Genomic DNA, 20,093 nt, shown 5'->3' on the forward strand with positions numbered 1-20,093 from the left:
GTGGCGTTTTTTGCACAAATTATTTGGTGCAAAACGATAGCCCAGCCCGCGCCATGACTGGGGCTTTAGGGGGGATCGGGAATTTCACAGAATTTCATTTTATGAACGATTGTCGCTGAAAGGATCACGCCATATCCCAGCAAGAGAAAAGGTAAGTACATGAGTTATATGGATAAGCATTAGGATTCCGTGAGGATCGCCATCGCGGGAGTGGATCAGGTATGACCTCGGGGTAATGCGGTGATGTGTAACCTAATCATGGGGTTAGGGTTGGTTTTGGCGAGGATCAATAAATTCACAAGTGAAGATTTAAGGATCCGTGTTGAAGGGGCCGGTCACTCGTAACATAAAGAAACCCCAGCCATGTGGTTGGGGTTTCTGCTGTTGGCGTGGCCAAATACATGGCCAGGGAAATTGCCGCATGAACGAGAACACACCAAACAGCTGTCTGATCATACTCATATTGAAAGGCCAAATCATTACCAAGGCCTTTCGTAATCTTTCGATGTGGTCACTGCGTGGACTAGCAATGAAATAAATCCTTTTATTTCATGGTTATATCATTCAATCACTAGGCCCCTGCGGGGGCCTTTTTGCTGCCCCCAGTCCCGCGTTCGGCCAGCGCCTCCCGATGGACCCGCCAGTCACTGGCCAGGAAAACAGCGGATTGCACAGATGTCGAGCGAACGGCGAATTTATCCGGCCCTCAGGTTGACAGTGCCATCTCAAAAGGGTTTAATGCGCGCCGTTGCCCAGATAGCTCAGTCGGTAGAGCAGGGGATTGAAAATCCCCGTGTCGGCGGTTCGATTCCGTCTCTGGGCACCAACAATTCCTCCTTAGTTCAGTCGGTAGAACGGCGGACTGTTAATCCGTATGTCGCTGGTTCAAGTCCAGCAGGAGGAGCCAAATTTTTGCAAAAAGCCCGCTCAATGAGCGGGCTTTTTGCATCTGCGTGGCGGCACGCCCAGCTTGGCGCGCGGCCACCACAGGGCGGGTAAGCGAGACGTCGTCAACCCGACTTCTCGCTCTGGATCCCGAGCGGGACGGGACAAATCACCAAACTTGCGGATGCAGCCAAAACCGGCGTGACCGGCTCCTGGGCCATGGTTATGATGTGGGTCCCCCAGTTGCCTCGTTTCGGGAGTACACCAGATGAATCGCCCCTTGAGTTATGTGCTGGATGGCATCCAGTGTGAGCCTCGCCTGTTCACAGTGCCACTCGACCATCAGCATGAGGACGGCCCTGAGCTCACTCTGTTTGCCCGCACTCTCTGTCGCAAGGACAAGCTGGATGCCGACTTGCCCTGGCTGCTCTACCTGCAAGGGGGACCCGGCTTTGGCGCGCCCCGCCCCACCAATCAGAGCAGCTGGCTCAAGCGCGCCTTGCAAGAATTTCGCGTCGTGCTGCTCGATCAACGGGGCACCGGCCACTCTACCCCGGTCAGCGCCGAAGCGCTGGCGCACCTGAGCCCCACTGAACAGGCCAGCTACCTAAGCCATTTTCGCGCCGACAGCATAGTGCGCGATGCCGAACTGATCCGTGCCCAGCTCTCCCCACACCGTCCCTGGAGCCTGCTCGGTCAGAGCTTTGGCGGCTTCTGCTGCCTCAGCTATCTGTCGCTCTTCCCCAAGGCCCTGCACGAGGTCTATATCACCGGCGGCGTCCCGCCAATGGGCCGCAGTGCCGAGGAGGTCTATCGCGCCACCTACCTGCGGGTGGCCGACAAGAACCGCGCCTTCTTCGACCGTTTCCCCCATGCGCAGGCACTGGTCAATCGCCTCGCCAAACATCTGCACCAGCATGAGGTCAGGTTGCCCAACGGTCAGCGTCTGACGGTAGAGCAGTTACAACAGCAAGGGTTGGATCTGGGGGCCACTGGCGCCTTCGAGGGCCTCTATTTCCTGCTGGAGGATGCCTTCATCGGCGAGCGGATCAACCCCGCCTTCCTCTACCAGATCCAGGCCATGCAGCCCTTCAACGCCCACCCCATCTTCGCCATCTTGCACGAGGCCATCTATGCCGAGCAGCAGGCGAGCGACTGGGCGGCCGAGAGGGTTCGCCGCGAGTATCCCGAGCTGGCCTGGGCGCCGGGCCAGGACCTCGCCTTCACCGGCGAGATGATCTACCCCTGGATGTTCGAGCAGTTCCGCGAGCTACTTCCTCTCAAGGAGGCGGCCCAGCTGCTGGCAAAGAAAGCGGACTGGGGCTCCCTCTACGACCCCAGACAGCTGCAACAAAACCAGGTGCCCGTGGCCTGCGCCGTCTATGCCGATGACATGTATGTGGAGTTTGATTTCAGTCGTGAAACCCTCAAGGGCCTTGGCAACAGCCGTGCCTGGATAACCAACGAATACGAGCACAACGGCCTGCGCGCCGATGGCGAGTATATTCTGGACAGGCTCATCAGGTTGAACCGGGATCGCTAGCACCGCCCCCTGAGTGGGGAGAGGGCGGCAAGTTCGCCCGAATGTGGAAGCAAACAATAACAATAAGGAAAGTGAACTTGGATCATCCGGAACTCTCGGCCGGCTGGCTGAGTCGTCTCTTCTATCACTGGACCGGCCCCTTGCAGCGCAAGGGATTGCAGGAACCCAGCGTCAGTCTGGACGATCTCTACCCCCTGCTACCCCAAGACAACAGAGATGCGCGAGCCGACGCCTTCCTGGCCCTGACCGCCCGCCTGCCGGTGGGCCCCTGGGCCATCACGACCTACATCTGGCGCCACTATGGCAGCCGCATCGCCCTGCTTACCTTGCTGCAACTGCTGGCCATGCTGGCCACTCTGGCCAGTCCCTGGCTGCTCAACCATGTCATGACGCAGCTCGGTACTGGCGCCGCGACCGAGCACAAATTGCTGCTGGCCTTCGCGCTGTTTGGCTCTGTGCTCGCCGCGGGCATGCTGGCAGAACATGCCCTGCAACTGGCGCTCAAGATGCACGTCCCTATCCGCCGTCTGCTGGCCGAGGCCCTGCTCGCCAAGGTGATGAAGCTCGGTGGCAAGAGCTTCGATGACAGAGCCGGCGGCCGGGTGCAGAACCTGATCAATCGCGATGTCTGGGACATCACCTGGATTCTTGCCGACCCCGCCATGCCAATCACCATGCTATTGCAGCTGGCGGGTACCATAGCCCTGCTGGTGTGGCAGGTGGGCAGCGCCGGCCTGGTAGGCTGCGCCGTGCTGACCCTCTTGCTGCTGCTCTCGACCCGGTTGATCCGCCGCATGAACCAGCAGGAACAGCACCTCAAACACAGCCAGGATGAGCGCAACGGCATCTTGGCCGAGTACATCAAGAAGCTGCGACTGATACGCCAGAACGGGCTGGGCCCCTTCTTCACCCGGGCCGCGGAGCAGAAACGTCAGCAGGAGCTCAGGGTGCTTGGCCGAGTGCTCAGACTCGATGCCATCAATGATGCCCTCATGCTGGGGACACCGCTGCTGGTCACCCTGGCCACCTTCACCACCTACCTGGTGTCAGGCCAGAGCCTGACCCTGCCCCAGGTGTTCACCACCATCGCCCTGTTCGCCGTGCTGCGTATTCCCATGCAGCGCCTGCCCTACCTCATCCGTACCCTGATCAACTTCAATACCGGCTTCCAACGGCTGTGCGAACTGCTCAACAGCCCGGAGCAGCATCGCCAGCTCGATGATGACAGCCTGACCAGGGGCACAGTGCTCCTCCATAAGGTGAGCGCCCATCATCAACAGCACCCGGTGCTGAGCGACGTCAACCTGACTATCAACCCGGGCGAGTTAATCGGCATCACCGGCAAGACGGGAGCGGGCAAGAGCTGTCTGCTGCACCTGATTGCCGGCTTCGATGATGACTTCGAAGGGGAGATCCGCCGTCACGGCAGGGTCGCCCACCTGGGTCACAAGCCCTGGCTGATGAATGACAGCATCCGCAACAACATACTGTTCGGGCAGCCCTGGGATGAGGCTCGCTACCTCTGGGTGCTGGAGGCTTGCACCCTGACCGGGGATCTCGCCCTGCTCGGCCACGGGGATCAGACGCTAGTCGGCGAACTCGGCACCCGACTCTCCGGGGGACAGCAGCAGAGGGTGGCCCTGGCGCGGGCGCTCTACACCCAGGCCGACATACTGCTGCTCGATAATCCGCTCTCGGCACTGGATCCCATGGTCTCGGCTCAGGTGTTGCGCCTGGGGCTAACGTTCCGGCCCGGTCCGACCCGGCTGCTGGTGAGCCATGACCCCGAGGTGCTGGCACACTGCGACCGGGTATTCTCCATTGAGCAAGGATCCTTGACCGAGCTGGCCCCCCGCCAGCTCGCCGACTTGCCCGTGCCGGTATCCGAACAAGCTCTCCTCCTCCCCCAGGAAGCCGAGCTGTTCAATGAGGAGAAAATGGTCGAAGGCAAGGTGGATTGGGGACTGTTTGGCTTTCTGTGGCAGCGGCTCCAGGCTCCCGGCCTTATCCTGTTGACCCTGCTGCTGGCCCTGGGTCAGGAGGGGCTGCGCATCGCCTCGGATCTCTGGCTGGGCGGCAAGGCTGCCAACACTGAACTGGCGCCCCTGCTCGGCACCTACATGGCCCTGGGGCTCGGCTCCCTGCTCTGCATTACCCTGGTTCGGGTGCTCAACTACAAGCTGGGCCTCAAGCTTGCCTGGAGTCTGTTCGAGGGCATGCTCGGCCGCATCAGCCGTGCCCCCATGGCTTTTTTTGACAAGGTGCCCCAGGGCAGGATCCTCAATCGCTTCGACAGGGATCTCGCCGAAACCCAGGAGACCTTGCTGCCCATGATGAGCGGTCTGTTTGGCATGCTGATCTCGGTGCTGCTGCAAGTGTTGGTCATCGGCATCAATCTGCCGCTGTTGCTGCTGGTGACGCCCCTGGTCGGCGGCGTGCTCTACCTGCTGCAGCGCCGTTACCGCGCGGTGCAGCTCAAGCTCAGACGCCAGGCATCCGTGCTGCGCTCGCCCCTCTATATCAGCATCAGCGAGACCATTCGTGGTGCACCCGCCCTGCGTCTGGCCGGGGCCGAGCGTTACGCCCTGGATCAGGTGCTGGTTCACTATGACAACAACCTGCGCAGCTGGTACACCACCACCTCCATCAACCGCTGGCTCGGCCTGCACCAGACCCTGCTCTCCGCCGCCCTGGTCGGCGCCGTGGCACTCATGGTTGCCCTGAGCGACAGCACGCTATTCGGGGCCGTGGCCATCACCTATGCCTTCACCACCTCGGCCATGCTCAATGCCCTGATCCGCACCTTTGCCGAAGTCGAGCAGATGATGAATGCCGTCGAGCGGGTGCGCGAATACAGCGAGATTGCCAGTGAACGCCAGGAGGGAGAGCCGCTGCGCACTCCTCATCCCCCAGTGCGCTTCGTCAACCTTGGTCTGCGCTATCCCGAGGCGAGCCAGTGGGCCCTGCACAGGGTCAATTTCGAGCTGGCTCCCGGTGAGAAAGTTGGCGTGTGCGGGCGCACCGGGGCGGGGAAAAGCTCGCTGCTCGGTGCCTTGCAGGCCATGTACCCTTATGCGCAGGGGGAGATCTATTATGGGGAGCAACCGCTGTCGACCCTGGCCCCCGAAGCCGTGCGCGCCCTCTATGACACCGTATCCCAGACGCCACTCACCTTCTTCGGCACCCTGCGCGCCAACCTGGCCCCCCTTGAACAGCAACATGGTGTGCCCTCCGGCAGCACCGAGCTGCAACCTGACAATCTCAGCGCCGAACACAGCGATGCTAGGCTGACAGAGGCCCTGCAACGGGTGGGACTGGGTGAACGCTGCGCCGGCCGGCTGGATGAGGATCTCGACAGGCTTCAGCTCTCCGCAGGGGAGACCCAGTTGCTGGTGATCGCCCGCATCCTGTTGTCGCAGCGCCCGCTGATCGTGCTGGATGAGGCGACCTCGGATCTCAGCCACAGCGGCATGCGCGAGATGGCCGAGTTGCTCTATCGCTATAGACCCGATGCCAGCTACCTGGTGATAGCCCACCATCTGGAGCCGCTGCTCTCCCTCGACAAGGTAGTGGTCATGGAAGCCGGTACTGTGGTGGAGCAGGGCTCGCCGGTCGGCCTGCTGGCCAACCCCGGTTCGCGCTTCCATCAGCTGTTTGCCCGCCAAGTCAATCGGCAGATCGATCAGATAGCCTGACCACACACGGCAGAGGGCTGCCCATGGGCAGCCCTCTTACCAAGAGAACAAGTTGGATCAACGCTCCATTATCTGAGTCACATCGTCCTTCCTGATCAGCATCTCCCTCCCCTCCTCATCGTAATACCGATACATGCCAGTGCTCTCATCCAGCTTGGGTCTGCTATCAGTGGTGATCAGCTTGCCATCCCGAGTGCTCATTATGTATTGGGAGCTGCATGCCGTGACACCCAACGCGCAGCAGAGTAACACCATGGAAAATCTCATCGCCTGCTTTCCTTGCCCGCCCCTCACCATGAGGGGAACACTCCAACAGCCTAGCTGAAGCGAGTGCGCCAAGGCCCTTCATCGGCCACAAAAAGGCCGGACAATGTCCGGCCTCTCATGTCACCCTTCGCTTGGCTTGCGCTCACCGGTGATGGTCGGATTCTTGGGATCAGAACTCCATTCGTACCAGCCACCGTCGTAGACGCTGATCCGCTTCCAGTCCATCAACCAGGCGTAGAAGAAGGCCTCGGAGGCGCGCCAGCCGGTGCCGCAATAGAAGGCGGTCTGATCCTGTGGCGCTATCTGCCACTGCTGCCACATGGCCAGAATTTCACTCGACGGCTTCATGGTGCCATCTGGATTGTGGAAATCGCTCATGCTTTGCGAATCAACACCGCCATGACCCCACTTGGCGCCAGGAATGTCACCCTTGGGTTCGATATAGCTGTAACCCGAGGTCTCGCCGATGAACTCGTCCCAGGTACGGATGCTGACCAGCTCGCCATCGGACTGCTTGAGCAAGGCCTTGGCCTGTTCGGTCGAGGTGAGGTACTCAGGGTGCACCGGGATCTTGGCACCGAACGACTCGGCAGCCTCGTACTGGTGCGGCAGGCCGGTCTTGGTGCGCAGATGGGCGATAAACCAGGCCTCGATGCCACCATCGAGCAGACGCACGTCCTTGACGCCGGCGTACATCATCAGATGAGCGGCGCGGGCAGCAGCCATGGTGTTGCGACCATAGAGCACCACAGTGGTGTCATGACGGATCCCATTTTCCAGCAGCAGCTTCTCAAGATCGGCATCGGACACCTTGTTCCACAGCGGCTCCTGCTCCAGGCGATTGGTATCGATGTAATCGGCCCCCGGAATGTGGCTGATCAGAAACGCCTTGGGCGCCCCCCAATCCACTTCGAACAGTTTCCAGTCGCCCTTGGGAGCGGCCACGACGGGTTTGCCCGCCTGCAAATCCGCCAGCCACTGGGGATAGACCAGTTGCTGCCAGCGCACCAGGCGCTCTCGCTTGGCCTCTTGCCAGCCTTTGAGCTCGTACAGCTGATGGAAGCCGCGCATACGCAACATCCGCGCCACCTCGGCCAGGCCACGCTCGCTGCCATAGAGGGCGACCGGCTTTCTGGCATCCAGCCCTTTGTCACGCAGTGCCTGGGGCCACTGCTCGTCATCATATTTCCAGTCCGCAGACAGGCTGACCGCCCCCGATACATGACCGCCCTGACTCTCCCCTTCCATGGGCCATCCCTGATAGAAGTGGCTGAGACGGGTGTCGACTATGATGGCGCCCTGAGCCTTGGCCTCCTGCAAGGAGAGGGGGGCCAGCTCGCCCGCTTGCGCGGAGAAGCTGCACCAGAGCAGCAGGCTGGCCGAGGCCGCCAACAGCTGCCGAATCGCGTGTTTCATTGACTTGCTCACTTATGATGAATGGCAGTTAAAAGATGGAGCGGCCGAGGCGCTCGGACAGTCGCTCGAGCGCCGCCGTGCCTGCCAGAGAATTACCGGCCTTGTTCAGTTCGGGTGACCAGACACAGACACAGAGCTCACCCGGGATCAGCGCCATGATACCACCGCCAACCCCGGATTTACCCGGCATGCCGACGCGGTAGGCAAAATCCCCCGCTTCGTCATAGAGGCCGCAGGTGGCGAGCAAGGCATTGACCTGCTTGGTGGTGCGCGCCCCCAGCAGCGCCTCGCTCGCCCCGAGTGGCAGGCCACGATTCGCCAGATAGACGAAGGCGCGTGCCAAGTCGACGCAACTCATGCGAATGGCGCAGGCATTGAAGTAACTCTGCAGCACCTTGTCGACTTCATTTTCAAAGTTGCCGTGGGACTTCATCAGGTAGGCGATGGCGGCATTGCGGGCCGAGTGTTGATATTCGGACTTCGCCACCACGGCATCCGCGACGATGGCTGGATTGGCCGCCAGGCGGCGCACCAGCTCCAGGGTCCGTTGACGGGGCGCCGTGAGCCGGGTTTCCAGCAGATCGCTCACCACCAGGGCACCGGCATTGATGAAAGGATTACGGGGTATGCCTTGCTCAAACTCAAGCTGAACCAGCGAGTTGAACGGCTGACCCGAGGGCTCCTTGCCGACCCGGGCCCAGATCTCCTCTTCCCGGTAGAGGGTGAGGGCCAGGGTCAGGCTCAGCGCCTTGGAGATACTCTGGATGGAGAAGGGTTCGAAAGCATCACCGGCGGTAAACAGTTCGCCCCCCACCGTGTAGACCGCCATGCCAAGCCTGTCGGCCGGCACCTGGGCCAGCGCCGGAATATAATCTGCCACCTTGCCTTGTCCCAGCAGGGGACGCACTTCATCAAGGATGCTTTCCAATAATTGCGATGACAACTGCATTGAGAGGTTCCACGACTCAAACGGGGCGATCTACCCCACAGACAAAAATCCCGCCAGCGGCGGGATTTTTCATTCGGCCAATCAGGCCGGTTCGCCATACCAGAGGTCGAACAGTTCGGTGACCTCGACGGCCTCCATGCCTTTGGCTTCCAGCCAGCCCTTGAGAACGGCTCTGTCCTCATCGGTGCATTTGCCCAGCGCCTGGGTGCAGATCATGCCTTCCCATGCCAGGTGGCCGGAACCGGCGAATGCCAATTTACGCGGCTCAATCACCTCATCGATCAAGGCATCGATGACGGCATCTATGGTCGCTTCGGCGGTGTTGACCGGGAAGTTAAAGCTCAGATCGAATCCCATTTCCTGGAACTCTTCGACGCGCAATTTCTTACGCAGACGGCGACTACGGTTTGCCATGACAGCTCCTCAGGTTCAGTTAACGCGTTTAAAAATCAGATCCCAAACCCCGTGACCAAGACGATGGCCCCGTTGTTCAAATTTGGTCAGCGGACGCCACTCGGGACGCTCCACCCAGTTGCCCGCGGGCGAGGTGTTCTCATAGCCTTCGGCGGCGCTCATCACTTCCAGCATGTGCTCGGCATAGTTTTCCCAGTCGGTGGCCATGTGGAAGACGCCACCTATGGCCAGCTTCTGGCGAATATCCTGGGCAAAGGCAGGCTGCACGATACGACGCTTGTGGTGACGGCTCTTGTGCCAGGGATCCGGGAAGAACAGCTGCAGACAGGCGAGCGAGCCATTCGGGATCATGTGTTCCAGCACTTCGACCGCATCGTGGCAGATGACGCGCAGGTTGGTGACACCGGCCTCCTGAGCGCTGCCGAGGCAGGCGCCGACGCCGGGGCTGTGCACCTCGATACCGATAAAGTTCTTCTCGGGAGCTTGCTTGGCCATCTCGACCAGGGAGGTCCCCATACCAAAGCCAATCTCCAGCACCACGGGGGCATCGCGACCAAACAGGGCGACGAAGTCCAGCGGGGCAGTGTCGAAATCGATCCCCATGACTGGCCACTGTTCGGCCAGAGCCTTCTCCTGACCCTTGGTCAGGCGGCCTTCACGACGGACAAAGCTGCGGATCTTGCGCATGAATTTGCCGTCTTCGTTAAATTCGTCTTGGGTCACTGGCATATTGGATCACTCGTTATTTCATCAATCTGGGTCACAGCCGACATGGGTTGCTCGTTATTTCATCTATCGGCAGAAACTGGGTAGCGAATTATCCCAAGATGGGCCCAAGGCGCAAGTCTTTCCGACAACTAATGACCGAGCCGCGCCCATCCTGTGCTGCTCAATGGACAATTGCCAGCTGGCTCACAGTATCAAAGGCTTCATAAGGGCATGCTGTGCCGCGATAATAAAACCATACACAACAAAGGATTGCAGTATGAACAAGACCCTTGTCGCCCTCAGCCTCGCCGCCCTGTTGGCCGGTTGCAATACCTCCAGCAATGAGTCAGAGGCCCCGGCTGCCCCGACGCCAGCCGAACAGGCCTTCGAATACCTGACCCAACTCAGCTCGAGTGCCGAGGGCATTGGTGCCCGTCCGACCGGCAGCGCCGCCGAGACCCGCGCCGCCGACTGGATCCAGGATAACCTGACCGGCTGGGGCTATGAGGTCGAACGCCAGCCGTTCAGCTATCAGCGCCGCGGGGAGGAAAAATCGTCCCAGAACCTGATCGCCGAACTCAAGGGTGAGAGCGATAACGTCATTCTCATCGGAGCCCATTACGACAGCACAGGGGAAGAGCTGGGGTCGGAGGGGGCCACCGACAATGGTGCTGGCGTGGCCGCCCTGCTGGCAGTCGCCGAGGCACTCAAGGGCCAGACCCTGCCTTATACGGTACGTTTCGCCTTCTTCGGCGCCGAGGAGAACGGCCTCAACGGCGCCAAAGCCTATACCGCCAGCCTGGATGAGGCCGCCATCGCCCGACTGCTCGCCATGGTCAACTACGACACCATCGCCGGGGGCGACATCGTCTACGTCCACTCCGCCCACTCGGATGAAGCCGAGTATGGCTGCGCCGAACCGGCCCGTTACAGCCATGATCCCAAGGTACGGGATCGTCTGCTCGCCATCTCGGAGCTGACCCAGACCCCGTTCGCCATCCATCCCAGCTATGCCGGCTACCCGGAAGGGGAAACCGGCAGTTGGTCGGATCATGCCCCCTTCGCCTGCCTCGGGGTGCCCATCGCCTATGTCGAGGCGACCAACTTCACCATCAATGGTGCTGATGGCTTTGATGGTTACTCCCAGAGCACCCACCCGACGCTGTGGGATTGCTACGACGAGGGGAGCAAGAGCGCCTGCGATCGGGACAGCGAGACCCAGTGGGGCAAGATCTGGCACACAGAGCACGACCGCCTCGACAAGATGGCCGAGCTCTTCCCGGGTCGGGTCGAGCAGCAGCTTGGCGCCAATACCGACATCATGATCAGCTTCCTGCGCGATCCTGGCTTGTAACAGGCCCCCAGCCGTTTTGGCGAGGGGATGCCAAGCCGGGACGATAAAATGTGGGCAGGTGCCAAAGCTGCCCTTTTTTATCGATTTTTCCACCAGCCATTGCCTCAATTTTTAAATCTGATACAAACGGATAACTTGGCGGTTGAATGGAGCGACCGCCCACCAGTCAGAGAGAGTCCTATGCAGCCGTTTTTTGCCCAGCGTTTCGAGAAGGTTGAACCCTCCTTCATCCGCGAGATCCTCAAAGTTGCCGCCAATCCGGAGATCATCTCCTTCGCCGGCGGCCTGCCCAATCCTCATCTGTTCCCGGTCAAGGCCATCGACCAGGCCTGCCAGGACGTGCTGCGTGAGCAGGGCGCTGCTGCGCTGCAATATGCCGCCACCGAGGGCTTCGCCCCACTGCGCCAATATATTGCCGACCGCTACCTGGCGCGCCATGGCATGACCGTTAATCCGGACAATATCCTGATCACCAGCGGCTCCCAGCAGGCGCTGGATCTGCTGGGCAAGGTGCTAGTCAACGAAGGGCAGGATCTCATCATCGAAGAGCCGGGTTATCTCGGCGCCATTCAGGCCTTCTCCGTCTATCAACCGAACTTCCGCCCCATCACTCTGGGGGAAGAGGGACTGGATCTGGCCGCGCTGGATGCGCTGCTGGCCGAGGGATCCACAGCCAAGCTGCTCTATGGCGTGCCCAACTTCCAGAACCCGAGCGGTGTCTCCTACAGCCGCGCCAACCGCGAGGCGCTGGCCGAACGGCTGGTGCGCCATGAACTGCTGATGGTGGAAGATGACCCCTATGGCGAGCTGCGCTTCGAGGGTGAGCACCTGCCCCCCATCGCCAAGCTGGCGCCAAACAATACCGTGCTGCTCGGCTCCTTCTCGAAGACGGTGGTGCCCGCGTTTCGTCTGGGCTGGATGCTGGTACCGGACTGGCTGCGCAAGAAGGTCACCATCGCCAAGCAGGCCACGGATCTGCACAGCAACGCCTTCAGCCAGCAGGTGCTGCACCGCTTCCTGACCGACCACTCGCTGGATGCCCATCTGGAGAAGATCAAGGAGGTCTATGGCCGCCAGCGCGCCGCCATGGAGGCCGCCCTGACCCGTCACTGCCCGCCGGGGGTGAGCTATACCCGTCCGGAAGGGGGCATGTTCCTCTGGCTGACCCTGCCCGTCAGCATCTCGGCCATGGCGCTGTTCGATGAGGCGATCAAGGAGAAGGTCGCCTTCGTGCCCGGCGCCCCCTTCTATGTGCGCCCCGAGATCCAGAACACCCTGCGCCTGAGCTTCTCCTGCGTGGACGAAGCCACCACAGAGGAAGGTATCAAGCGGCTGTGCAACGCCATGAGGCGCATGCTCTAAGCTCCTCTTTACCAATAAAAAAGCGGCCAAGGGCCGCTTTTTTATTGCTGATTAGCGTCACATCGACGATGCCTGCCCCCCGTCTTTGCCGAAGGTGGTCATGACCTGTTCAAAGCCGACCATAGGCAAGGGGCGGCTAAACAGGTAGCCCTGCAGAAAATCGACGCCGTGAGCCTTGAGATAGTCCGCCTGTATCCGGGTTTCGACCCCCTCGGCCACCAGCATGAGACCGAGCCGGGTCGCCAGGTCGATGACGTTGTCCACTATGTGGCTGGAGAGGGCATCGGAACCTATCATAGCGACAAAACTCTGGTCGATCTTGAGGAAATCGACCTGAAACTTCTGCAGATACGTCAGGCTGGAGTGGCCGGTACCGAAGTCGTCGATGGCGATAAACACGCCGAGATTATGCAACTCGGCAAACAGGCTATCTGTCATGGCATTGGGTTCAATCAGTTCACGTTCGGTCAGCTCCAGCACCAACTTGATGGGGTTGGCCTCGAATGCCTTGAGGAAAGCCCGGCAATCCTCCACCAGGCTGAGATCCTGACAATGGCGGGCGCAGATATTGAACGCGAAGTGAAAACCGACGGGTAACTCCCGGGCCCTGGGGGCGAAGCGCTCGCGCACCTGGCGCATCAAGTCGCTGGTCATGGGAATGATCAGGTCACTGGCCTCCGCCATGGGGATGAAACGATCCGGCGATATCATGCCCTGTTGCGGGTGTTGCCAACGCATCAGTACTTCACAACCGGTACACGCCTCATGGACGCCATCCATCACCGGCTGGAGATAGGGGATGAATTCCCCCTTGGCGAGCCCCCGTGCCAGCTCCTCCTCTGTGAGGGGGAGTAGTAGTAATGATCCAAAGAATTGAACTTGTGATCCAAAGCTTCAAGCCTTATTGGATAAGGGTTTGAGCCTTAAAAGTCTCACGAATCCGATTCCACTCCTTCCATCAGCCCTAGCCAACTCACGAGCTGTAGTAACGATCCAAAAATCGCGGTGATTTTTATAGCTTTAACCACCGCCAATCGACATCCCTATCAGTGCGTATCTAGTTATCTCTTACGCAATCAATTCCAGGCTAGGGCTATGGGTTTTTCCCCGCACAGGCCCTCTTCGTTCCTCTGGCTGAGGTACTGATGTAGCCAGCACCCGCACAACCTCCCCGATGATGCTGAGCCGCCCATCCAGCTCATCTGCTGGTATGAACTCTTCAGGATACAGCTCGTTGTCGCTCGTTATGCGGTAGCCAGCAGGGAATAAGGTTGCAGCCAGCCTCTTTACTCGCAGGTATCCATCTAGGTTGATGACGTAGACACCGCTTGGAGCAACGTCTCGATCGATATTGGTTTTAACTAGCAGGCGATCTCCACCATTAATGTTGGGCGCCATGCTATCTCCAGTCGCATTAATAATGCAGAGCTCTGCATGCTCCAAGCGCTCTAGGCGCAGCCACGTTCGTGGCACACACCAGTAATCACTGACGTTTTCACTGTTAATCCATGCTCCAGCCCCCGCCGCCGCCTCGATATCGAACGCAGGCACTTTGACCAAGTTCTCTGTGTCGCTGAAGGTATCGATTTTCTCTAATTGATTAACGGTAAGGTTTTGCCCAACAGGTTGAGCCACATACATATCCCCCTTTCCTGTCGCCAACCACTCAAGATTTACACCCTCCGCTTTTGCCACCTTGAAAGCGGCCTCCAGTTGCGGTTGAGAGCCCCTGATAATCCAACCGGTTACAGTTGAGAGCGGGATACCCCATTGCTCTGAAACCGCCCTGAGAGTCCTGTCTCCCTTGATGAGTGCAAGCCTGTCCTTTGTAGTTTCAGGGGATCTTTTTCCCCCTCCGAGAAAAAGATCCTCCCGTGATTTTTCGTCATTTATCATAATTAACACCTAACTCGTTGATTTTAATCAATTAACCCCCCTGCCAACATCGAAAACTCTCTTGAGAGAAAAAGATCTCAGAAAGGAGTTGATTCACCCTCAGTTGCGATCAATAATTCCCTCATGGCTTTAGGGTGAGGCTTTCCCCTAAAGGTTTACCGCAAACACGTAATCAGGAGGGTACCTGAAAATGGCTCAAAATGGATCACCCCGTAAGGACTGGAGTAGCGATCAGGTAGTCGCCGCCGTTCGCCAGAAAGGCCTTTCAATGCAAGAGCTGTCAGAGTCCTTTGGGCTCAGTAAGGGCGCTCTCACTCGAGCACTGCATTCATCTTCCTATCCAGCTCATGAGGAGCTCATTGCTCAGTTTCTGGATCTCCAGCCAGATCAAATCTGGCCAGAACGTTGGGCAAAGCGCCGTGCTCGTGCGGAATTGAAAGCGCAGGCCAAACAAAAGGTGCGCGACATCAAAAGTAAGCAGGCGGCTTGATCATGTTTTTCATCGTGAAGTCACTCATCGGAATGCCAGGGATGCCCGGCACCGAGCGCAACACGTTGACGAAGCTCAACAAACTGTCCAAACAAAAAACTGAATGGCGCCGCAAGTGCGCGGTGGGCAAAGGTTTCGAGTACCACATCGACTGTCTGCCCCCCGAAACCCGCGTGCACCTACTCCAGCAGCAGGTGAAAGAACAGGTAGAGGTTGCACAAGCTCAAGCCTCTACCGAAAGCGCCGAACTGTGGCTGGCCTTCCAGGAGGCCACCGAGAAAAAACGCCAAGAGGCCGCACGCAACCTGCAAATCTGTCTGATGGTCGCTGACCTGGTCGAGAAGAGTGGCATGAAGCTGTACAAGGCGTTTGCCCACATTGCTGACACCACTGGTACACCCTTGGGCACTATCAAGCGCTGGTTCTACATCGAACCCGGTTTGAAGCGCATTCAAAAGAGCGACTGGTTGCCGGCACTGCTCAGTCGACAGGGCTGCAACACCAAACATAAAGAGGTGATCTGCCCAGAGGCATGGTCCTTCTTCCAGGGGGATTACCTGCGCACGGATGCCCCCACGGTCCAGTCCTGCTATGAACGCCTGCTGGAGGTCGTCAAGGTAACCTGTTGGTCAGTGCCGCACGTTAGTTTCTTTCGTCGCCGCATCAAAACGCATATTCCGCTGGAGTTGAGAGTGAGCCTGCGGGGGGGCGCATTTCGAGCAAAGCAAGACCTGGTGCCCGCTCAGCGCCGCTCTCGCGCCGGGTTGCATGCTATGCAAATCGTCAACGGAGATGGCTATACCCACAACTTTTGGGTGCGCCTGCCGGATGGCCAGGTGGTGCGCCCCACCACCTGGTTCTTCCAGGATGTGTACAGCTCCATGCTGCTCTCGTATTGCGTGGATGTGAGTGAGAACACCGACATGTTGGGCTTGGCCCTGCATCAGATGGTGAGTCGCTACGGTGTGCCGACGTCCTGCGTGCTCGACCGAGGCAGTGCCGCACTGAGTCAGGCGATGAGTGGTCGCATGCACCGCCCCAGTGGACGTGACAAAAAGCACAAGAAATTCGATTCCGCTGAGGTTGAGGGTGCCATGACCGCCATGGGCATGGATGTGACCTGGACCCGCGTGGAGGCCGATACCGCAGGTAATAAAGGCAACGCCCGTGCCAAGCCAATTGAGCGGGTCTTTCACAGCAAGGGTGGCCTTGGGGATGTGCTGGACAAGCACCCGGCATTTGCCTCGGCGACCGTTGGTGACTCAGTGGACAAGAAGCCGGCCCACTACGTGGATGCCCAAAAGAACGCGGTGTCGCTGGAGACCTTCCTGCAGGTACTAGCTAGCGTGATTGAAAGCTGGAACACCCGCGAAGGGCGTCGCACCGAAATGGCCAAGGCCAGAGGCCTGAGTTATCGCCAGGTGTTTGATGAGAGCTACAGCCAGGTGGTTATCCGTCAGCCTAGCGAGTACCAGCTGATGATGTGTCTGATGCGCACGGAGGATTGTCTTGTGCATGGGGGTGGCGTGGTTGAGCTCAAGGCCAGCCAGAACCCAGTGGGTGAGCGCAACCGCTATCACAGTCCGATGCTGTATGCCCATATCGGCACCAAGGTGTCGCTGCGGTTCAACCCATCAAACCTCAGTGAGGCCGTGTACGCCTATGACGCCACCGGCGTGTTGATTGGACAAATCCCCATCCTCAAGGATGTGGCATTCAACGATCGCAACGGTGCACGTCAACAACGCCTGGCACAAGAGGACGTAATGGGGCGCATTGAGTTGATGCAGCGCACCACGGATATCACCCCGATCAAGGATGTGGCAGCCCTGCTGGCAACCGTGCCTGCAGGCAACAATCCGGTACCGGCAGCCGTGGGGCCCACGTTGGCTCGCATGATGCCCAAGGCCACTAACGAGTCAGAACTTGAACCGGAATATGAGGAACTGCCCATGGCCTCAGGCTGCGACAGCGCAGTAGCGGCAGAACGCAGGCAAAAGGCCGCGCAAGCCATGGCAAAACTGTTTGGACATGATGATGAAGGAGAAGGAGAAGGTGATGAGTGACGTAATTAGCCAGGTAAAGGCGGTATTGACCGAGGCGAAGGGTGGACTCACTCAGGCGACCGTTGCACGCGAATCAGGCCTATCTGAGCCAGTACTAAGTGCACTGCTAGCCGGCAACTATAACGGCGCAGTAGCCAAGAACGAAAACAATCTGAAGAAGTGGCTGGCCACACGGGCGCGTACAGCCGAAACCCGGCGCCGGACTGGTCATCAAAAACCGGTGTGGCAACCCCTGCCCACCGCCGACAGCATCATGGACGTGCTCCGAACAGCCCAATCACTCTGCCGCTGGGGCATGGTCTACGAGGGGGCCGGTGTTGGCAAGACCGTCACGGCCAAGCACTACCAGGAAGAAGGCTCCAACGTTTGGATCTTGACGGCCTGCCCATTCCGCAATAGCGAAACTGCGGTCCTGCAGTCACTGATGAAGGTGCTTGGACTGGAGTTTGCAAACCGCACTCGCGCCCAGATGAGTGAGGCCATTGAGGCCAAATTCACCGGCACCAAGGGGCTGCTGATCATCGACGAGGCGCAGTACTACTCGGACCGTGTACTGAACGGGATCCGCATTCTGGCCGAAGGGCGCGTGGGTGTGGTGTTGCTGGGTAACGACGTGGTCAGAACCCGCATGAGCGACCTCAGGACGCTGTCAGCCATGAATCCGGTATGGTCCCGCGTCATCAGCCCGTTGCGCATCTTCACCGCCAGCCCTGCCGATATCGCGCAGTACCTCAAGGCATGGGGGATAACCGATGCCGGCATCATCCGTGAAGCCAAGAAGATCATCCCCACCTCCACCGGCGCACTGCGCACCCTGGAGTCAGTGGTGATGCAGGGGTTATCACTGGCGTCAGTCGATAACGAGCCCCTGTCCTTGGCCCACTTCAAAGAGGCTTGGAAGACACTTGAAGGCATGGAAGGAGTGGTCGCGCAATGAGTCTGCAAAACACGCTGAGCAGCGAGCGAATTCGAATGGCTCACGATGTTCAGGAATATCTCGAGGCGATGGGCTCCAAGGTGCTGCACTCCCGGTTCGGTGTTGCCACCCCGCTGCTTATCGTTGACGAGGCCCCGAGTCTGTTACGAGGTGCTGCCACGGAGTTTGTTGAACGTATCAACGGCCACCAGCGCAAGGGATGGGTGGTCTACCACAACGGCTGCCGAGTGATATGGCGCGAACACCAGGATGGGATATGCGAGGCCGTCAGCTGAGGGATCTCAGAACGCTGTTCAAGGAGCATGTCGCCACCATGCGAGCAAGAGGGGTTGCGCTCCTGAGTTACCAGACCCCGTGCTGCGGCGGCATGATGCAAACGCCTGCAGCGGACGAAGGTGAAGTGCGAAACACCTGCGTCACCTGTATCTACTGCGGCTCACTCTTTCATCGAGCCTCTACAACGACAACAGTGAACATTAACGAAGGAATTGACCATGAATGAACAAGCAAACACCCAAGAAACCAACGCTCCGGCCATCCCCGCTGGCTACCTGAAAGACCGCAAGGGTCGTCTGGTGCCCGAGAGCATTATCGACCCGTACGATCTTGAGCTGGATGCCTTTGTGAAACGTCACGTGGCACGCGCTGAAGCGCTGCGTGATGCGATGGCCGAGTTTAAGGCGAACACCCTGGCCGACTGCCAGGCATGGATGGACTTGATTGGCGAGAAGTACGGCCGCAAGGGTGCCAGCCCACAGGGCAACATCACATTCTCCACCTTCGACGGGGAATGCCAGCTGTCGATCTCCACCGACGACCTCATCCGCCTCGGCCCGGAGATCCACATTGCCAAGGCATTCTTTGGGGAGTGCCTGGATGAGTGGAGCGCCAACTCCAATGAGAACCTGATCGCCATGGTGCGCCACGATTCGTTTGACCTGGACAAGGAGGGCAACGTGAGCGTCAGCCGTGTGCTGTCCCTGCTGAAAATCGGTATTCAGGACGAGCGCTGGGTGCAGATGCAGAAGGCAATCAAGGACGCGATCATCGTGAAGGAGACCAAGTCCTATCTGAATTTCAAGCGCAAGGCAGAAGACGGGAGCATGAAGCAGATCCCGCTGTCTATCGCGGCGCTCTAACCCTTGCGAAACCGGGCCCCAGCAATGGGGCCGGTCTGCCCGATGTGGTTGTCGGGCACTGATGAGCAGCCAAAGGAGACGTTATGAGCATTCAAGATATTCAATTCAACAAAGAGGGCCAGAGCAGCTATCACACGCTGGCCAGTCGTGCCGCACGGTTAGAGCAACAGGGGTTGTGGGATCAAGCTGCCGACATGTGGACCGACACCAAGAAGGTCGCCCACAAAAAGGTGAACCAGGCGTGGGCGCAGACCCGGATTGAGTTCTGCCTCAATGCGACTACACGCAACTGGAAGGCCGCAGCATGAGCAAGCAACGCGTTCTTGGCAAAATCAAAAAGCTGATGGCGATGGTGGCGCGTGGCAATGAGCATGAGTCAGCCAATGCCATGCGCAAAGCCCAGGCACTGATGCGTGAGCATGGGCTCACTGATGCTGATGTGCAGTTGAGCGACGTGGGTCATGCGTTCGTGACTTCGGCCAATGCTGCCAAGACCCAACCCCGCTGGTCCCACAATCTTGCGGTGGTGGTAATGAATGCCATTGGGGTTGAGGCCGTCTTCTCCCGCTCTCAGCAAAAGATGTTGGTGCGATTCATCGGCGTTTGTGAGCGGCCCGAGGTAGCAGCCTATTGCTACCAAGTGTTGTCCCGCCAGTTGCGGGCGGCCAGGAAGGCATTCATGGCCACGCAGAGCAAACGCTTGTTGCCGGCCACCAAGACCAACCGCGCGAACCTGTATTGCGAAGGGTGGATCGCGGCGGTGCAGCGTCAGCTTCACAACGTCGCGCCAACGGAGCATGAGCAGGCCCTGGTGGCTCAGTACAAGGAGCAACTGTTTGGGCGTGCAGACCTGCCCAAGGCGGATATGCGAGCCCCCAAAGACAAGTCGCGTGATACCTCAGCTTTTGGGGTGGGGTTTCGTGATGGCAAGAAGGTGCAACTCAATGCCGGTGTGAATGGTCAGGAGCAAGC

Annotated in this window: 18 protein-coding genes, 2 tRNA genes, 1 other RNA gene and 1 pseudogene; 15 read left to right on the forward strand and 7 right to left on the reverse strand. The window is 59.1% G+C overall.

What is annotated here, in order from left to right; genetic code table 11:
- The first annotated feature begins 750 nt into the window (after positions 1–750).
- The 4 genes from BN1130_RS06890 to BN1130_RS06905 all read left to right on the forward strand — a co-directional run bounded on the left by BN1130_RS06890 (position 751) and on the right by BN1130_RS06905 (position 6,123).
- A tRNA-Phe gene (locus BN1130_RS06890) sits at positions 751–826 on the forward strand.
- A 5-nt stretch (positions 827–831) separates the two neighbouring features.
- Positions 832–907: transfer RNA gene (locus BN1130_RS06895), tRNA-Asn, on the forward strand.
- A 246-nt stretch (positions 908–1,153) separates the two neighbouring features.
- On the forward strand, positions 1,154–2,428 hold the full coding sequence (locus BN1130_RS06900) for an alpha/beta fold hydrolase (protein ID WP_042041057.1): 1,275 nt from the start codon (positions 1,154–1,156) through the stop codon (positions 2,426–2,428).
- Between the two features lie 77 nt (positions 2,429–2,505).
- Positions 2,506–6,123 (forward strand): ATP-binding cassette domain-containing protein, encoded by a 3,618-nt coding sequence (locus BN1130_RS06905; protein WP_042041058.1) that lies wholly within the window; start codon positions 2,506–2,508, stop codon positions 6,121–6,123.
- A gap of 57 nt (positions 6,124–6,180) precedes the next feature.
- Here the strand turns inward: BN1130_RS06905 and BN1130_RS06910 are convergent, their stop codons facing one another.
- The 5 genes from BN1130_RS06910 to trmB form a co-directional block, all read right to left on the reverse strand.
- Entirely contained in the window at positions 6,181–6,390 is a 210-nt protein-coding gene (locus BN1130_RS06910) for a YgdI/YgdR family lipoprotein (protein ID WP_042041059.1), read from the reverse strand.
- Between the two features lie 120 nt (positions 6,391–6,510).
- The gene (locus BN1130_RS06915) at positions 6,511–7,806 is read right to left on the reverse strand and encodes a rhodanese-like domain-containing protein (RefSeq protein WP_042041061.1); all 1,296 of its coding nucleotides are present in this window, start codon (positions 7,804–7,806) and stop codon (positions 6,511–6,513) included.
- A 28-nt stretch (positions 7,807–7,834) separates the two neighbouring features.
- Positions 7,835–8,755 (reverse strand): glutaminase B, encoded by a 921-nt coding sequence (gene glsB / locus BN1130_RS06920; RefSeq protein ID WP_042041063.1) that lies wholly within the window; start codon positions 8,753–8,755, stop codon positions 7,835–7,837.
- Between the two features lie 81 nt (positions 8,756–8,836).
- Positions 8,837–9,169, reverse strand: a complete 333-nt coding sequence (locus BN1130_RS06925; RefSeq protein WP_042041064.1) for a 50S ribosome-binding protein YggL — start codon at positions 9,167–9,169, stop codon at positions 8,837–8,839.
- Between the two features lie 15 nt (positions 9,170–9,184).
- Positions 9,185–9,898 (reverse strand): tRNA (guanosine(46)-N7)-methyltransferase TrmB, encoded by a 714-nt coding sequence (trmB, locus tag BN1130_RS06930; protein ID WP_042041065.1) that lies wholly within the window; start codon positions 9,896–9,898, stop codon positions 9,185–9,187.
- A gap of 256 nt (positions 9,899–10,154) precedes the next feature.
- Here trmB and BN1130_RS06935 point away from each other — a divergent pair, with 256 nt between their 5' ends.
- Positions 10,155–11,231 (forward strand): M28 family metallopeptidase, encoded by a 1,077-nt coding sequence (locus tag BN1130_RS06935; RefSeq protein WP_042041067.1) that lies wholly within the window; start codon positions 10,155–10,157, stop codon positions 11,229–11,231.
- A gap of 180 nt (positions 11,232–11,411) precedes the next feature.
- Positions 11,412–12,593 carry an aminotransferase-like domain-containing protein gene (locus tag BN1130_RS06940; RefSeq protein WP_042041069.1) on the forward strand — a complete coding sequence of 394 codons (1,182 nt, stop codon included), beginning with the start codon at positions 11,412–11,414 and terminating at the stop codon, positions 12,591–12,593.
- 57 nt (positions 12,594–12,650) lie between these two features.
- Here the strand turns inward: BN1130_RS06940 and BN1130_RS06945 are convergent.
- Both BN1130_RS06945 and BN1130_RS21310 read right to left on the reverse strand, forming a co-directional pair.
- Positions 12,651–13,430 (reverse strand): annotated as a pseudogene (locus tag BN1130_RS06945) (EAL domain-containing protein); the annotation flags it as partial.
- A gap of 231 nt (positions 13,431–13,661) precedes the next feature.
- Positions 13,662–14,489: a LexA family transcriptional regulator gene (locus tag BN1130_RS21310; protein ID WP_052448203.1), complete on the reverse strand. Its 828-nt coding sequence runs from the start codon at positions 14,487–14,489 to the stop codon at positions 13,662–13,664.
- 190 nt (positions 14,490–14,679) lie between these two features.
- On the opposite strand from BN1130_RS21310, the gene BN1130_RS06955 reads away from it, so the two are divergent.
- From BN1130_RS06955 to BN1130_RS06985, 9 genes are all read left to right on the forward strand, one after another.
- Positions 14,680–14,979, forward strand: coding sequence for a helix-turn-helix domain-containing protein (locus tag BN1130_RS06955; protein WP_042041071.1), 300 nt, complete (start codon positions 14,680–14,682; stop codon positions 14,977–14,979).
- 2 nt (positions 14,980–14,981) lie between these two features.
- Positions 14,982–17,045, forward strand: coding sequence for a transposase domain-containing protein (locus tag BN1130_RS06960; protein WP_042041073.1), 2,064 nt, complete (start codon positions 14,982–14,984; stop codon positions 17,043–17,045).
- Positions 17,038–17,982 carry an AAA family ATPase gene (locus BN1130_RS06965; RefSeq protein ID WP_042041075.1) on the forward strand — a complete coding sequence of 315 codons (945 nt, stop codon included), beginning with the start codon at positions 17,038–17,040 and terminating at the stop codon, positions 17,980–17,982. The genes BN1130_RS06960 and BN1130_RS06965 overlap by 8 nt, the downstream gene beginning before the upstream one ends.
- Complete coding sequence (locus tag BN1130_RS22840) at positions 17,979–18,257, forward strand: Kil protein family (protein WP_042041076.1); 279 nt, start codon at positions 17,979–17,981, stop codon at positions 18,255–18,257. The genes BN1130_RS06965 and BN1130_RS22840 overlap by 4 nt, the downstream gene beginning before the upstream one ends.
- A complete protein-coding gene (locus BN1130_RS23290; protein WP_503089933.1) occupies positions 18,239–18,484 on the forward strand; it encodes a hypothetical protein in 246 nt (81 codons plus the stop codon). Before BN1130_RS22840 ends, BN1130_RS23290 begins: the two co-directional genes overlap by 19 nt.
- Entirely contained in the window at positions 18,477–19,121 is a 645-nt protein-coding gene (locus BN1130_RS06975; protein ID WP_042041077.1) for a DUF3164 family protein, read from the forward strand. The genes BN1130_RS23290 and BN1130_RS06975 overlap by 8 nt, the downstream gene beginning before the upstream one ends.
- Before the next feature lie 3 nt (positions 19,122–19,124).
- Positions 19,125–19,196, forward strand: an RNA gene (locus tag BN1130_RS21585) — hammerhead ribozyme type II.
- An 8-nt stretch (positions 19,197–19,204) separates the two neighbouring features.
- Positions 19,205–19,429, forward strand: a complete 225-nt coding sequence (locus BN1130_RS06980; protein WP_042041078.1) for an ANR family transcriptional regulator — start codon at positions 19,205–19,207, stop codon at positions 19,427–19,429.
- Positions 19,426–20,093 (forward strand): DUF2786 domain-containing protein (locus tag BN1130_RS06985; RefSeq protein WP_042041079.1); only part of this gene is annotated, 668 nt, incomplete at its 3' end. The genes BN1130_RS06980 and BN1130_RS06985, both read left to right, overlap by 4 nt.

This window comes from Aeromonas rivuli (assembly GCF_000820045.1).
In the GTDB taxonomy this organism is placed as follows: Bacteria; Pseudomonadota; Gammaproteobacteria; order Enterobacterales; family Aeromonadaceae; genus Aeromonas; species Aeromonas rivuli.

Excerpts from the sequence above, each read along its gene's own strand:
- BN1130_RS06900 (WP_042041057.1), top strand. The coding sequence starts at position 1,154 with ATGAATCGCCCCTTGAGTTATGTGCTGGATGGCATCCAGTGTGAGCCT.
- BN1130_RS06910 (WP_042041059.1), bottom strand. The coding sequence starts at position 6,390 with ATGAGATTTTCCATGGTGTTACTCTGCTGCGCGTTGGGTGTCACGGCA.
- BN1130_RS06915 (WP_042041061.1), bottom strand. The coding sequence starts at position 7,806 with ATGAAACACGCGATTCGGCAGCTGTTGGCGGCCTCGGCCAGCCTGCTG.
- glsB (WP_042041063.1), bottom strand. The coding sequence starts at position 8,755 with ATGCAGTTGTCATCGCAATTATTGGAAAGCATCCTTGATGAAGTGCGT.
- BN1130_RS06925 (WP_042041064.1), bottom strand. The coding sequence starts at position 9,169 with ATGGCAAACCGTAGTCGCCGTCTGCGTAAGAAATTGCGCGTCGAAGAG.
- trmB (WP_042041065.1), bottom strand. The coding sequence starts at position 9,898 with ATGCCAGTGACCCAAGACGAATTTAACGAAGACGGCAAATTCATGCGC.
- BN1130_RS06935 (WP_042041067.1), top strand. The coding sequence starts at position 10,155 with ATGAACAAGACCCTTGTCGCCCTCAGCCTCGCCGCCCTGTTGGCCGGT.
- BN1130_RS06940 (WP_042041069.1), top strand. The coding sequence starts at position 11,412 with ATGCAGCCGTTTTTTGCCCAGCGTTTCGAGAAGGTTGAACCCTCCTTC.
- BN1130_RS21310 (WP_052448203.1), bottom strand. The coding sequence starts at position 14,489 with ATGATAAATGACGAAAAATCACGGGAGGATCTTTTTCTCGGAGGGGGA.
- BN1130_RS06955 (WP_042041071.1), top strand. The coding sequence starts at position 14,680 with ATGGCTCAAAATGGATCACCCCGTAAGGACTGGAGTAGCGATCAGGTA.
- BN1130_RS06960 (WP_042041073.1), top strand. The coding sequence starts at position 14,982 with ATGTTTTTCATCGTGAAGTCACTCATCGGAATGCCAGGGATGCCCGGC.
- BN1130_RS06965 (WP_042041075.1), top strand. The coding sequence starts at position 17,038 with ATGAGTGACGTAATTAGCCAGGTAAAGGCGGTATTGACCGAGGCGAAG.
- BN1130_RS22840 (WP_042041076.1), top strand. The coding sequence starts at position 17,979 with ATGAGTCTGCAAAACACGCTGAGCAGCGAGCGAATTCGAATGGCTCAC.
- BN1130_RS23290 (WP_503089933.1), top strand. The coding sequence starts at position 18,239 with ATGCGAGGCCGTCAGCTGAGGGATCTCAGAACGCTGTTCAAGGAGCAT.
- BN1130_RS06975 (WP_042041077.1), top strand. The coding sequence starts at position 18,477 with ATGAATGAACAAGCAAACACCCAAGAAACCAACGCTCCGGCCATCCCC.
- BN1130_RS06980 (WP_042041078.1), top strand. The coding sequence starts at position 19,205 with ATGAGCATTCAAGATATTCAATTCAACAAAGAGGGCCAGAGCAGCTAT.